The organism is Dyadobacter sp. HNCC25DJ186 (genome assembly GCF_056895235.1).
In genome coordinates, this window is the sequence record NZ_JBXHAS010000002.1 from 583,000 (window position 1) to 595,263 (window position 12,264).

Here is a 12,264-nt window from a genome sequence, read left to right on the forward strand (position 1 = left end):
TTTTATACGATGTCCAGTTTATAACCTGATGCTAAAAGTCCTAAAAGAATAAGCCCCAAAATAATCCGGTAATACCCGAAAACCTTGAAACCATATTTTGTCAGAAAGTTAATAAAAAATTTGATAGCCAACATTGCAACAACGAATGCGACTAAATTGCCTATCAGCAAGGTTTTAATGTCAGATGCCTGAATAGTATCGTATGTTTTCAAAAGTTTGTAACCACCAGCCGCAGCCATTGTCGGTACCGCCAGGAAGAATGAGAATTCAGCAGCCTGTTTGCGGGAAAGTCCTTGCAACATGCCTCCGATGATCGTTGATGCTGAGCGGGAAACCCCCGGAATCATAGCGATACACTGGAAAAATCCGATTTTTAAAGCATCAAAGTATGATATTTCTCTTTCGCGTGTGTTGTCATTATTAATCCGGTCGATGAACAATAAGATAATACCACCAACCAAAAGTGAAATCGCAACAACGATTACGTTTTCAAGCATCGAATCGATAAGGTCGTTCAGCAGAAAACCTAGAACCGCAGCCGGTAGAAATGCGACAAAAAGCTTAAAGTAAAAATCTGTGGATTGGAAAAAACGTTTCCAGTATAATACAACAACGGAGAGAATAGCTCCAAATTGAATATTGACGGTAAACATTTTGGTGAATTCCAGGTGGCTGATCCCCATGAACGAGGATGCGATGATCATGTGTCCGGTGGAAGAAACGGGTAGGAATTCTGTAATTCCTTCAATGATGGCTAAAATAATTGCTTGCCAGATGGTCATGAATTAGCGGGTTTACGTAAAATAGCCCAAAACTCAATGATGAAACCCAGGATGACGATCACTGGTCCAACGGTTAATCCAAGCATACCGAAACCAAATTCCTCAGTATCAAGGCTCATAATTAAAAATCCGCCAAGAATTACGGCTAATCCGATCAGCATCATTTTGTAGTTTGATGCACCAAATGGAAGACTGCTTTTTGTGTTGCTCATAACTTTATGTTGTGGTAGTCAAAAATATTTATTTCGATCAATACAGGTCGTCCAAAGCCATACGCAGATAACGCGCAAGCGACTGGTATGTACTTGCAATGCCTATCAAAATGCCAAGCGCAAGAACGACGGCCACCAGGATTACAATTTTGTCATATTCCTGCAACATCGCCAAACCTTCGACATTTCTCACAGCTACCTGCTGCAAAGCGATCAGCAAAGCTCCTGCCAAAACGCCGCCGATAGTTCCCTGCATAGCCCCGCGGAGAATGTAGGGACGCTGAATAAATCCATTCGTAGCGCCAACGAGCTGCATACTCCTGATCAGGAAACGTTGCGAATAAATGGCAAGTTTGATCGTGTTATTGACAAGAAGCACGATTATGATCAGCATGATCAAGGCAAAACTGGCGAGCACAATATAAATTTTGGTAACATTACGATTGATATTATCAGCAAGGTCTTCCTGGTAAACCACTTCGTAAACACCTTTTATTTTTTCTATATCCTTTTTGATCAGCTGCAATTTAGATTCTTCAAAATAATCTTCTCCGATTTTTACCCGATAGCTGTCACGCAACGGATTTTCCCCTAAAAATGCTGTGAAATCTTCCTTGGTCCCTTCAATGAATTCTTTGGCGGCCTCCTCTTTCGACACAAAGCTGATCGGATCTGGCGTTTCTACGGTGGCTGATACATAAGGTTTCGACTTCAGCACAGTCAATATAGAATCTTGCCCGGCTTTGGTTTCAGCTTTGTCAATAAATACCCTCACTTCAATATTTTGACGGATGATAGAAACCAGCTTTTTAGACTGAATGACGAGAAGTCCGCAAAAACCTATCAGGAATAATGCAGCCGTCAGACTCATAACAATCATTGCATTGGGGTAACTTCCAATTTTTTTCTTTTTAGGCATAAAAAGGGATATTGTACAATCCGGTTCTACTCAAACTTTCGAATGAAGTAATGTTGGCAAAAATACTGATTAATATAAGAATGATACCTTCCAAGGCTCATTCTTAACTATTTTTAACGAATGGGAACTGCTGGGAATCAATTTCTGCGCCCCATTTCATCACGGATTTTCGCCGCTTTTTCGTAATCCTCTTTTGTGAGCGCATCGTCAAGCATCCGTTGAAGTTCATCGAAAGAAAGATCTCTCAACTGATCTGTCAAACTTCCGCGGGACTGCAAAGTTTCTTTTACTGTATCTTCTTCATCCTCATCTTCGTCCTCAGAAATTGAGCTCGAGATAATTCCGGCTTCTGAAAGAATTGCCTCATAAGTATATATAGGTATATCAAAACGTAAACCAATGGCGATGGCGTCAGAAGGACGGGCGTCAATTTCAACCTCTCTCAAACTATCCTTACAAACGATTTTGGCGTAAAAAATACCTTCCTTCAAATCGGAGATGACAATCTCTTTCAGGGTGTAGTTCATCCCTTCCGCAAATGATTTGAACAAATCATGGGTCATTGGACGGTTCGGAACAATGTTCTCGATCTGCACGGCAATTGCTTGTGCTTCGAACACGCCGATGATGATTGGAAGGCGACGGTTTCCTAATTCTTCACCCAAAACAAGAGCGAAGGAACCGGCCTGAGATTGGCTAGGGGAAAGCCCTAATATTTCTAACTTAATTTTTTTCACGTTTGGACTTTATTGGACTAACGCAACGTTTTTGCAAACAGTTCTGGTGATTTTGCGCAATGTGTACTATGATTCTCAAAACTTCATGCCAGGTTATGTCGAATGTCTTTTACGTCCGGGTTTTATGAAAGAGCACTGTAAATCAGATAGCTATCCCAATAAAATTACGGCTTATTTTACATTTCCCACAATGTGCCATCGTTTTAGTACGCAAAAATAAAAAACCCGCCCTGCATAAAAAAATGCGAGGCGGGGTATATGGCAAAACTATTCGTCATTTGAGGTCTTGAACTGCCTTTGTGAGCTTGGGTAACACGTCAAAAATATCGCCAACGATCCCATAATCCGCCGCCTTGAAAAATGGTGCTTCCGGATCTTTATTGATAACGACAATATATTTTGATCCATTAACCCCGGCCAGATGTTGGATCGCTCCGGAAATTCCACAGGCGATATACAGGTTTGGCGCAACTTTGATACCAGTTTGCCCGATGTGCTCATGATGAGGGCGCCAGTCAAGGTCTGAAACTGGCTTAGAGCAACCAGTCGCGGCGCCAAGTGACTTAGCGAAATCAAGCAATGGTTGCCAGTTTTCAGGGCCTTTCATACCGCGACCGCCCGAAACAATGATATCAGCTTCTGTTAATGAAAGTTCAGAATTTGACTTTTCAATTTGTCCGACAGAAGCCTGGAAATCTGAATCACGGAGTACCGGTGTGAAATTCTCAACAGTTGCGTTGCCTGAAACTTCCGTGGCTTCCATCGCGTTTTTTTTGACGACCAGAATTTTAATATCGGATTTTATCTCGACCATTGAAAAGGCCTTTCCTGTGTAAATACTTCTTTTTACACTAAATCCTCCATTGATGACGGGCAGATCGGTAACGCCAGATACGATTCCCGCTTTCAATTTTGCGGATGCACGGGCTGCAACTGCGTCTCCTAATCCTGACTTGGAAATAATAATGACCTTGCTATTTTCTTTTTCAACGGCCTGGGCCAAAACATCGGCATAGGCAAGGCTATTTTCATGAGACAACTTTTCGTCAGAAGCATGTAATACTTTTGTCGCACCGAAATTTCCGGTTCGTTCCAAATCAGTGGAATCAGCTTTTCCTAATGCCAAAACGGTAGCTGTTGTTCCCGTCAATCTGGCAACTTCTGCGCCATAGGCTACGGCTTCCAGTGAAGTTTTTTTCACCGAGCCATTATCCAGTTCAATAAATATGAGTACTGACATCTTGATCAAATTTTAGAATTATGACGGAGCGTAAATTTCTCTGTCAAAAAATTTTTTTGTTAAAGAACTTTCGCTTCTGTTCTCAGGAGTTTTATCAGCGTTTCCGCCTCTGCCGCCGGGATCATTTTACAGGCGCCCTTGGGAGCAGGAAGTGAAAACTTTTCAGGCGTTGTCATTTCTTCTACTGAAATTGGTTCCGCTACGATAAGCGGTTTTGTTCTGGCTGTCATAATTCCGCGCATATTCGGAATTTTCCATTCTGAAATGGGTTCCTGACATCCGAGAACGAGTGGTAACGAGGCGGTCAGTGTTTCTTTTCCGCCATCGATTTCTCTCGCAATCGTTGCATTTGTCCCGTCAATTTCGAGTTTCATGACGGGCGAATAGGAGGGGATACCAAGCATTTCTCCCACCAAACCATGCACAACGCCACTGTTAAAATCAATGGATTCGCGACCCATCAAAATAAGGTCATATTTATTTTCTGAGGCAATATGGGCAATTTGTACGGCCGTGTAATAGGAATCAACCGGGTCTGTATTGACACGAATTGCGTCATCTGCGCCGATTGCGAGCGCTTTACGTATTTGCGGATCTGCATCTGCCTCTCCGACATGAAGTACGGTTACCGAGGCGCCAAGCTGTTCTTTAAGTTCGACTGCACGTGCAAGTGCATAATCGTCATACGGGCCGATTATATATTGTACACCGGCTTTATTAAGTTTGGTGTCATTATCTGTAAATGTTATTTTGGCCGTCGTATCCGGTACATTGGTAATACATACGAGTATTTTCATGGTATGGCAAGAAGTTGATTATGTGTAACTTTTAATTTCGATCAGTAATGATACCTAAAATGCGGTACATCAATTGTTCGTTATAATTTTTTAAAGAATAAATTTATAGTGGCGAATATACAGAAAAACTTAAATAGTATGCAAGCATAACATTATTAAAAATGAAAAACTCATTGCTGGAAAATCTGATTATTTTTTATGAAAAGGATCCGAACGATCCTTTTAATATATATGCGCTGGCCCTGGAATATCAGAAGACGGATGTTTCTGAGGCGGAAGTGTATTTTAATATACTTCTTGACGAGCATCCTTCTTACCTGGCAACTTATTACAGCGCCGCGGCCTTTTTTGCAGCACTGGAAAAAAATGAAAAAGCAGAGCTTATTTATCAGAAAGGCATCGATCTGGCGTTAAATATAAAGAACACAAAGACGCATCAGGAGTTGCTTAGAGCCTATCGCTCATTCCTTGATGAGCTGGAAGAATAGTCGCGATTGGCCAGATTTTATTTTGTAGTCTGGCAAAAAAGTAGTAGTTTTCCCAATTGGTAAGAAATGCGGCTTGTTTGGCGACTGTTTCAGGTTACGACGCTTTCACTCTTCTCAGGTTTTAGTTTTAATATTTTATGTTGAGTTTCCTCGTCGGTCGGGGAGAAAATCATTCATTGTTATTTATGGAAAAGGAATCATTTATTCCCATTGTTGTAAAATGGGCACAAGCTCATGGATTCAAGGAAATTCAGGCCAATATGGAAGGCTTTGAAACACCTAAATCTTATGAAAGAGCTGCTGATAATGAGAAATTTACGCCGGACGTTACGGGTGTGAATATGTTTAACAGACATTATCTGGAAGTGTCCATGAAAACAGACCAACTTCGTGGAAGCGTTTCCAAATGGAAGCTTTTGAGCGAATTGGCAGGAATGAAAGGTGCTAAATTGTATTTGATGGCGCCACGTGGTCACGTCCGTTTTACACGTGAAATTATCACACAATATAACATTCCGGCAGAAGTTATCAAGATTGACTAATTGCCGTCAGGAAATTTAAAATCCGGCTTGATGTTCAGAATAAACATCAAGCCGGATTTTTTGTATAAATTATACTGTCGGGTACTTCCATTCACCCCTGTAGTCTCTTCTCAGTAATTTATTTGCATCATCGTCGCCGGGAATAATTTCTTTTTCTCCATCCCAGATAATACTTCTTCCTAATTTGTAAGATAACATACCAAGTAATGCCAGGTTTGTCGAACGCTGTCCAACTTCAATTTCACAAACCGGAGGCGTATTTGTTTTAATAGACGACAAAAAATTTACCCATAATTGCTGAATATTCTGGTCGTCAGGTTTGTTCAGCTGCGCATCCTGGTGTATGGTCGGTTTATTTGGATTGGATGGATAAAATGTCCAGCCATCAAGCCAACCCATGTGGAATGTTCCTTCGGTACCATAAAAATATACACCAACTGCCTGCTGCGGATGGGTCTTTTCTGCGTTGTTTGCTGCAAAATTCCGGTGCTCCCATTCCAGTGTAAAGCCATCAAAATCATATACGGCAACCTGATGATCTGGTGCATCCGTATTGTCCTGGCGGATAGCACGTCCTCCGGTTGAATAAACTTTTTTAGGATATTTTTGCTCCGACCACCAAAGTACCTGATCCAGCCAGTGGATTCCCCAGTCGCCAAGGGTACCGTTCGCAAAGTTCAGATAATTACGAAATCCCTTCGGATGTATCGTTTTATTGTAAGGAACAAGCTCGGCCGGACCGCAATACATATCCCAATCCAATCCTTTAGGTATTTCCGAATCCGGCGTTTTCTGACCAGGACCGCCACCATAATGTACAAATGCCCGTGCCATACCGATCTTCCCTGCTTTCCCCGACTTTAGAAAATCCATTCCGGAAATATTATGAGGAGAAATTCGGCGGTGCGTGCCCACCTGTACGATCCGGCCATGTTTCCTGGTTGCATTTACCATTGCCCGTCCTTCCTGAATGGTATGGCAAATCGGTTTTTCAACATAAACATGGGCGCCCGATTCTATCGCAGCGATGCAACACAGTGCGTGCCAGTGATCCGGCGTGGCGACAATCACGATTTCAGGTTTTTCTTTTTGCAGCATTTCCCTGAAATCCTTGTATAGTTTTGGTTTATCCGGTGTCAGTTTAGAAATTTCGCCGGACGTCACTTTCAGCTGATTTTCATCCACGTCACACAGTGCCACTACTTTGGATTCTCCGGCTTGTATCGCACAGCGGAGGATATTGGTTCCCCACCATCCGGAGCCGATCAAGGCAGTTTTATATTGCGTTGTTCTTTTGAGAGAGGTCAATAGTGGCAGAGAGGAAAATGCCGCTCCGGCTATTACAGATTGTTCGATAAATTTTCTACGATCCATAGGGAATGGGTGAATGATAGAATGAGTGAATGAAAGAATGGGGTGGACGGTTTAATGTTTTGAGTGCATTATTTTTCTGGTTTGAGTTTGCTGACCAGCCAGTTGTTCATCATTTCACGTTCTTCGGGATAAGTCCAATGGCCCGTTTCGAGATACAATTTTAATTCTTTTGGAGCTGTGGTGACGTTGTATGCAGCGTACATCGAAGTTGGCGGGCAGGTTTCGTCGTTATAGCCCCACATATAATATCCCGGAACTTTCACACGTCTGGCGAAATTGACCACGTCGTAGTAACCGATGGTTGCCAGTTTTTCTTTGGTGTTGTTAAATCTCAGATTTGTCTTATCAAAATAGTGAGGCCATCCGCCAGCTCTCCCATTCAAATAACCTGTCACGTCGCTTAATGCCGGATAAAATGCTCCAAGCCATTTAACGCGCGGATCAATTCCGGCCGTGATTATTGATAAGGCACCGCCCTGGCTTCCGCCTGTTACAGCCAGATTGGTGCCGTCGTACTGCGGAAGACTGGTCAGGAAATCATTTGCCCTGATACATCCCAGATAAACCTTTTTGTAATAAAACCGGTCCTTATCATCCAGATTATAGGCCGGATAGCCGTTTAGCGCACCTTGTCCCAAATCGATGTAAACAGATGGTTCCATAATTACGGACACCCCATGAATTCCGATTTCGAATGTAATAATATCTTTTTCTGCCATTGCAACGTCTCCATAATATGGACGAACGCCGGCACCTGGAACTTTTAACAAGGCCGGATATTTACCTTCTTTTTTAGGAATTGTTAAAATACCGTACAAACGAGCATTGGGTCTGAAATTTTGAAGATTTACGTGATACACATTTACCTTTTCCGTACAGCGTTCAGGTAATAATGTCATTTTTGCATCCATTGGAACGGCAGCCAGTTCTTTTTTTGCTGCATCCCAAAAAGCGTCAAAATCGGTTGGATTAGTTACCGTTGGCTGAATTTTTTCGGGCTCGAATCCAGCTGTGGCCAGTCCCTTATATTCTCCACCATCGACATTCGTAAATGCGATACATCTTAGGAAACCTGGTGTTTTCAAAGTGCCTGCATCTACGGTAAGCGTTCCGTTTGCCGCTGTTTTACTCTCCTTGATCACTGGTTCCATTTTTTCCAATCCGATCTCATAACGTACGGGAGCATTTTTGACAAGATTTCCGTTTTGGAAAACAGAGATTGTGAATTTTACTTTATCACCCGTTTTGTAAGTCCAGTCTTCCCGATCTGGTGCGACCAATATCTTAATGGCGCGCTCAATTGGTTGTGCAAAGGTTTGTCCCAGAGAAAGCCAGAAGAAACAAATCAATAGATAAAAGCGGCTGTCGGCAACCCGAAATTTTATAGTGTTTCGCATAAAAAATATTGAAAATTATGTACCATTGGTATAGAAAGAGCTAACACGACGGTTTCTTTGATTTCAATCCAATTTTTTTTGCAATCTTTATCTTACAAGAAAAAATCGATCATTAATCAGCAATTTTAGTATAAGTTGATCCGCATAAATAAATTTATTAGTGAGACAGGATTCTGCTCGCGCCGTGAGGCAGACAAGCTTGTAGAGCAAGGGCGTGTTGTTTTAAATGGGAAACAAGCCGTATTGGGTGATAAGGCAACTGACGGCGACCAGGTGTTGATAGATGGGAAACCGCTAAAAATTAAAAAAGCAGGCGTTTATATCGCTTTTAATAAACCGGTTGGCATAACCTGTACCACTGAGCGACAGATAAATGGGAATATTATCGACTATATCAGACATCCAGAACGTATATTTCCTATCGGGCGACTGGATAAGCCTTCGGAAGGCTTGATTTTTCTTACGAGTGATGGAGACATTGTTAATAAAATTCTACGTGCGGGAAATAACCATGAAAAGGAATATGTGGTTACGGTAGACAAACCAATTAAACCGGATTTTGTTCAAAGAATGAGTGATGGCGTTCCCATCCTTGATACTGTAACCAAAAAGTGTTTTGTCCGAAAGGATAGTACTTATGTGTTTACCATTATTTTAACACAAGGTTTAAATAGACAGATACGTCGAATGTGTGAATATCTTGGTTACAATGTTACAAAACTAAAACGGGTGCGGATCATGAATGTAACGCTGGAAAACCTTCCTGTTGGAAAATGGCGGGATTTGACGGTTGAGGAGTTAAGACAAATAAATGAATCGGTGCAAAATTCTGTTAAAACGGAGGATGGGTCTTATTTGGAAGATGAGGAATAAAAAGTCCTGTTATAAGATTTTTCCGGTGCGCTGCACCTGTTTCTGATTACTGCTATCATTCCTTCTACAATTATTTCGGCGCTCTGCCCCTGTTGCTGACGGTGTTGAATGATAAGTTGTGGAGAATTGGACACTTTTATGCAAGAAGGATATACAATGTCAGAGAGGTGCAGAGCACCGAAATATTTTTAGTGACATGAAGTCTACGAATCTCAAAAAGTGCAGCGTACCGCCCTATTTAAACCTCAAATTGGTGATTTTTATATTAATTACGCTGTAAACGTAGCATGATTTATCGCTGATATCATAATCAAAATATATTCGGAATGACGGGAAAAAGAGCTAATTCGTGTTTTTACCAGGACAATAGTTTTCTGTTAGAATAAGACTGGACAAGGAATAATCCCATTCCGACCATTATAGAAACATCAGCCATATTGAAAATTCCTGTTTGAAAGATACCGAGATTTATATGCAAAAAGTCCGTCACCGAACCGTGAACGACCCTGTCATAAATATTTCCGATACCACCACCAATGGCGAAACTTAAAGCCAGCATGCTCATTTTAGAGATATTTTTTCTCATGAACATATAGTAGACGCCAAACGCAAGAGCCAGCATTGGGATGCCTGCAAGTAGAATAAATTTCAACGTTTCAGGAAGTGCGCTCCCAATACTTAGCATTGCCCCCTCATTTTCCACGCGGGTCAGCGTCAGATAATCACTGATCAAACTAATATTTTCATAATAGCCGACTTTTTGCCGAACGATATTTTTAGAAATCTGGTCGCAGCCGATGTTAGCAACAAGAACTGCTAAAATGGAAATATTAGTAATTAATTTCTTCGTATTCATTTCGGGACTGATGACTTGCTACTATTTCAAATGCGTTTTCAGAAAAGCAGCGATTTTTGTTCTGTTAGATTCAACGTCAAACATTTCGCCATAGTGTGGCGCATTAGGAACAACAATTAATTCCGTTTTTACATTCACGTGGCGCAGGTAGGAATTCAACAACACCGATTGTGTGTACGGCACCGACTCATCTTTTTCGCCATGAAAAATTAAAAACGGCGGATCATTTGCGTCGACATAGGTAGTCGGACTCGCGAGCGTCGCGAGGTCCGGCCTTTCAAGCACGGTCCCTCCCAGGAGAGAAGTCAGGGCATCAGTAGGATCATTAATTTCCACTTTTGGTATCAGCGCCAGAAAATTCGAAGGTCCGTAAAAGTCGATTACGGCCTTAATTTTGAACGGAATGCTTTTTCCGTTTGCTGAAAATTGTTTGATATTGTTGTTATTCGACAAGGCTAAAAGTGAAGCCAAATGTCCGCCGGCGGAAAAACCGATGACTGCAATTTTGCTTTTATCAATGTGATACTTCTGGGCATTGGCATGAAGCCAGCTTATTGCCTGGTTGCAGTCCTGAACCTGAGCCGGGAAAATAGCGTCCGTGCTGTAACGATAATCAATGCTGGCAAAGGCATAACCTTGTTCAATAAAAGAACTGACGGTTTTTTTCATATACCCCATATCAGCAAATTTATCATTCAATTTCCAGGCTCCGCCATGGATCCAGACAATCAACGGAACGTTACCTTTAACGTTTTCAGGTAAATAAATATCCAGTTTATGACGTTTTAATGTGTCGCCGGCATAAGCCAGGTCGTTGTGCATCACAGTTCCGGCAGGGAAAATATTTTTAATCTTTTCCGGGATCTGGGCACCTGCATATCCGGTGATCATTAAAATCAGGATTATGATTCTGGCTGTTTTTATCATGTTAGATTAGAATATTTTGTAACAGTTTGCTTAGCGATTTATTTAAATTAATTCTGCGTCAGATAGAATCTCATTATAATCTGCCCAACGTTTAATAATCGCTTTAATATATCGTTTCAGATAAATTTCATTCAGAAAAACGTTCGCCCAATTATCAAAGCGTTGGCACTGAATACCGAGATAGAAGAAGTAAATTGATGTGCTGAGAAAAGGCAGGATTCGTTTTTCCTCATCGCTGATCTGTATTATCGATTCATATCCTTTCAGGAAACTTTCAAGTTTTAACTTATATTCTGATTCATCTCTTTCAAGATTGTAAAGTTGCATCACATAATACCCAATATCCAGAACCAACGGGCCATTTCCACAAAAATCGAAATCGAAAATAGTTACGTCCTGTTGGTCAGTAAAATGCATGTTGTCGAACCAAATATCCAGATGGACCGCTCCGTTACGAACTTTTGAAAAATCAGTTTCAATAAAAAATTGTTTTAACCTTTCTTTCAAATCTGCCATGTATATCATTTCGGGATGCTTAGGGTCTAGATATAATTTTAACCTTTCAAACGACTGTGTGAGCAGAATATCATAGGTATAGTCCACACGATCTAGCTTGAAATTTTCAGTGAGCCGATGAATCTGCGCCATAGACTGCCCGACGGCGAAATGTATTTCCGGTGAATAATTTATAAGTTTAGCTCCTTTGGCATGTGAAAATAGTACACCAAAACGCGTTCCTTCGGGTGCATTCAATTCTTTTATAAATTCGCCGTCGGCATCCGCAATCGGGTAGGATATGCGAACGTCATTTTCTTTGAGAAGATTAACGAGGCGAATTTCTTCCAGAATTTCAGCTTTCGTCCGCCAGTGAAAGGAATATATTCGAAAGACAAATTTTTCGGTATCCGTTGTAATCAGATACGTATGACTTATTCCTGTTTTTAATAATTTACAAGTAACAGGACTTGCGAGTTGATATTCTTTTTGTACAAAATCGGCCAGATGAATCGTTGATAGGGTGGAATTGGTAACTGGAAATGGAGTCATGATTTTAGTTTTGCGGATCGATAATGATGTGGTGCAGCCTAATTTTATTCAGATAATATAAAACCCAGATAAA

The 12,264-nt window shown here is 41.2% G+C and carries 14 protein-coding genes; 3 read left to right on the forward strand and 11 right to left on the reverse strand.

What is annotated here, in order from left to right; genetic code table 11:
* Positions 1-2: 2 nt before the first annotated feature.
* The 6 genes from AC1XUO_RS07405 to AC1XUO_RS07430 form a co-directional block, all read right to left on the reverse strand.
* Positions 3-782 carry an undecaprenyl-diphosphate phosphatase gene (locus AC1XUO_RS07405; RefSeq protein WP_483329132.1) on the reverse strand — a complete coding sequence of 260 codons (780 nt, stop codon included), beginning with the start codon at positions 780-782 and terminating at the stop codon, positions 3-5.
* Complete coding sequence (locus AC1XUO_RS07410) at positions 779-994, reverse strand: DUF3098 domain-containing protein (RefSeq protein ID WP_483329133.1); 216 nt, start codon at positions 992-994, stop codon at positions 779-781. Before AC1XUO_RS07410 ends, AC1XUO_RS07405 begins: the two co-directional genes overlap by 4 nt.
* Before the next feature lie 37 nt (positions 995-1,031).
* On the reverse strand, positions 1,032-1,913 hold the full coding sequence (locus AC1XUO_RS07415; RefSeq protein ID WP_483329134.1) for a cell division protein FtsX: 882 nt from the start codon (positions 1,911-1,913) through the stop codon (positions 1,032-1,034).
* A 137-nt stretch (positions 1,914-2,050) separates the two neighbouring features.
* Entirely contained in the window at positions 2,051-2,650 is a 600-nt protein-coding gene (locus AC1XUO_RS07420; protein WP_483329135.1) for a bifunctional nuclease family protein, read from the reverse strand.
* Positions 2,651-2,924: 274 nt separating this feature from the next.
* On the reverse strand, positions 2,925-3,890 hold the full coding sequence (locus tag AC1XUO_RS07425; protein ID WP_483329136.1) for an electron transfer flavoprotein subunit alpha/FixB family protein: 966 nt from the start codon (positions 3,888-3,890) through the stop codon (positions 2,925-2,927).
* A gap of 59 nt (positions 3,891-3,949) precedes the next feature.
* On the reverse strand, positions 3,950-4,687 hold the full coding sequence (locus AC1XUO_RS07430; RefSeq protein WP_483329137.1) for an electron transfer flavoprotein subunit beta/FixA family protein: 738 nt from the start codon (positions 4,685-4,687) through the stop codon (positions 3,950-3,952).
* 161 nt (positions 4,688-4,848) lie between these two features.
* Here AC1XUO_RS07430 and AC1XUO_RS07435 point away from each other — a divergent pair, with 161 nt between their 5' ends.
* The gene (locus tag AC1XUO_RS07435) at positions 4,849-5,175 is read left to right on the forward strand and encodes a tetratricopeptide repeat protein (RefSeq protein WP_483329138.1); all 327 of its coding nucleotides are present in this window, start codon (positions 4,849-4,851) and stop codon (positions 5,173-5,175) included.
* A 185-nt stretch (positions 5,176-5,360) separates the two neighbouring features.
* The gene (locus tag AC1XUO_RS07440; protein WP_090335811.1) at positions 5,361-5,717 is read left to right on the forward strand and encodes a hypothetical protein; all 357 of its coding nucleotides are present in this window, start codon (positions 5,361-5,363) and stop codon (positions 5,715-5,717) included.
* Positions 5,718-5,786: 69 nt separating this feature from the next.
* On the opposite strand, the gene AC1XUO_RS07445 is transcribed toward AC1XUO_RS07440, so the two are convergent.
* Both AC1XUO_RS07445 and AC1XUO_RS07450 read right to left on the reverse strand, forming a co-directional pair.
* Positions 5,787-7,091, reverse strand: coding sequence for a Gfo/Idh/MocA family protein (locus AC1XUO_RS07445; protein ID WP_483329139.1), 1,305 nt, complete (start codon positions 7,089-7,091; stop codon positions 5,787-5,789).
* 68 nt (positions 7,092-7,159) lie between these two features.
* On the reverse strand, positions 7,160-8,488 hold the full coding sequence (locus tag AC1XUO_RS07450; RefSeq protein ID WP_483329140.1) for an acetylxylan esterase: 1,329 nt from the start codon (positions 8,486-8,488) through the stop codon (positions 7,160-7,162).
* Positions 8,489-8,623: 135 nt separating this feature from the next.
* Between AC1XUO_RS07450 and rluF the strand changes: the two genes are divergently transcribed.
* Positions 8,624-9,361: a 23S rRNA pseudouridine(2604) synthase RluF gene (gene rluF, locus AC1XUO_RS07455; RefSeq protein WP_483329141.1), complete on the forward strand. Its 738-nt coding sequence runs from the start codon at positions 8,624-8,626 to the stop codon at positions 9,359-9,361.
* 355 nt (positions 9,362-9,716) lie between these two features.
* On the opposite strand, the gene lspA is transcribed toward rluF, so the two are convergent.
* From lspA to AC1XUO_RS07470, 3 genes are read right to left on the reverse strand one after another with little or no spacing between them, the layout of a single operon-like run.
* Positions 9,717-10,217, reverse strand: coding sequence for a signal peptidase II (gene lspA / locus AC1XUO_RS07460; RefSeq protein ID WP_483329142.1), 501 nt, complete (start codon positions 10,215-10,217; stop codon positions 9,717-9,719).
* Between the two features lie 21 nt (positions 10,218-10,238).
* Entirely contained in the window at positions 10,239-11,144 is a 906-nt protein-coding gene (locus AC1XUO_RS07465; protein WP_483329143.1) for an alpha/beta hydrolase fold domain-containing protein, read from the reverse strand.
* Positions 11,145-11,186: 42 nt separating this feature from the next.
* On the reverse strand, positions 11,187-12,191 hold the full coding sequence (locus AC1XUO_RS07470) for a phosphotransferase (protein WP_483329144.1): 1,005 nt from the start codon (positions 12,189-12,191) through the stop codon (positions 11,187-11,189).
* Positions 12,192-12,264: the final 73 nt, after the last annotated feature.

Coding starts and splice junctions, on each gene's coding strand:
- AC1XUO_RS07465 (WP_483329143.1), bottom strand. CDS start 11,144: ATGATAAAAACAGCCAGAATCATAATCCTGATTTTAATGATCACCGGA.
- AC1XUO_RS07405 (WP_483329132.1), bottom strand. CDS start 782: ATGACCATCTGGCAAGCAATTATTTTAGCCATCATTGAAGGAATTACA.
- AC1XUO_RS07415 (WP_483329134.1), bottom strand. CDS start 1,913: ATGCCTAAAAAGAAAAAAATTGGAAGTTACCCCAATGCAATGATTGTT.
- AC1XUO_RS07450 (WP_483329140.1), bottom strand. CDS start 8,488: ATGCGAAACACTATAAAATTTCGGGTTGCCGACAGCCGCTTTTATCTA.
- lspA (WP_483329142.1), bottom strand. CDS start 10,217: ATGAATACGAAGAAATTAATTACTAATATTTCCATTTTAGCAGTTCTT.
- AC1XUO_RS07410 (WP_483329133.1), bottom strand. CDS start 994: ATGAGCAACACAAAAAGCAGTCTTCCATTTGGTGCATCAAACTACAAA.
- AC1XUO_RS07430 (WP_483329137.1), bottom strand. CDS start 4,687: ATGAAAATACTCGTATGTATTACCAATGTACCGGATACGACGGCCAAA.
- AC1XUO_RS07470 (WP_483329144.1), bottom strand. CDS start 12,191: ATGACTCCATTTCCAGTTACCAATTCCACCCTATCAACGATTCATCTG.
- AC1XUO_RS07440 (WP_090335811.1), top strand. CDS start 5,361: ATGGAAAAGGAATCATTTATTCCCATTGTTGTAAAATGGGCACAAGCT.
- AC1XUO_RS07445 (WP_483329139.1), bottom strand. CDS start 7,091: ATGGATCGTAGAAAATTTATCGAACAATCTGTAATAGCCGGAGCGGCA.
- AC1XUO_RS07425 (WP_483329136.1), bottom strand. CDS start 3,890: ATGTCAGTACTCATATTTATTGAACTGGATAATGGCTCGGTGAAAAAA.
- AC1XUO_RS07435 (WP_483329138.1), top strand. CDS start 4,849: ATGAAAAACTCATTGCTGGAAAATCTGATTATTTTTTATGAAAAGGAT.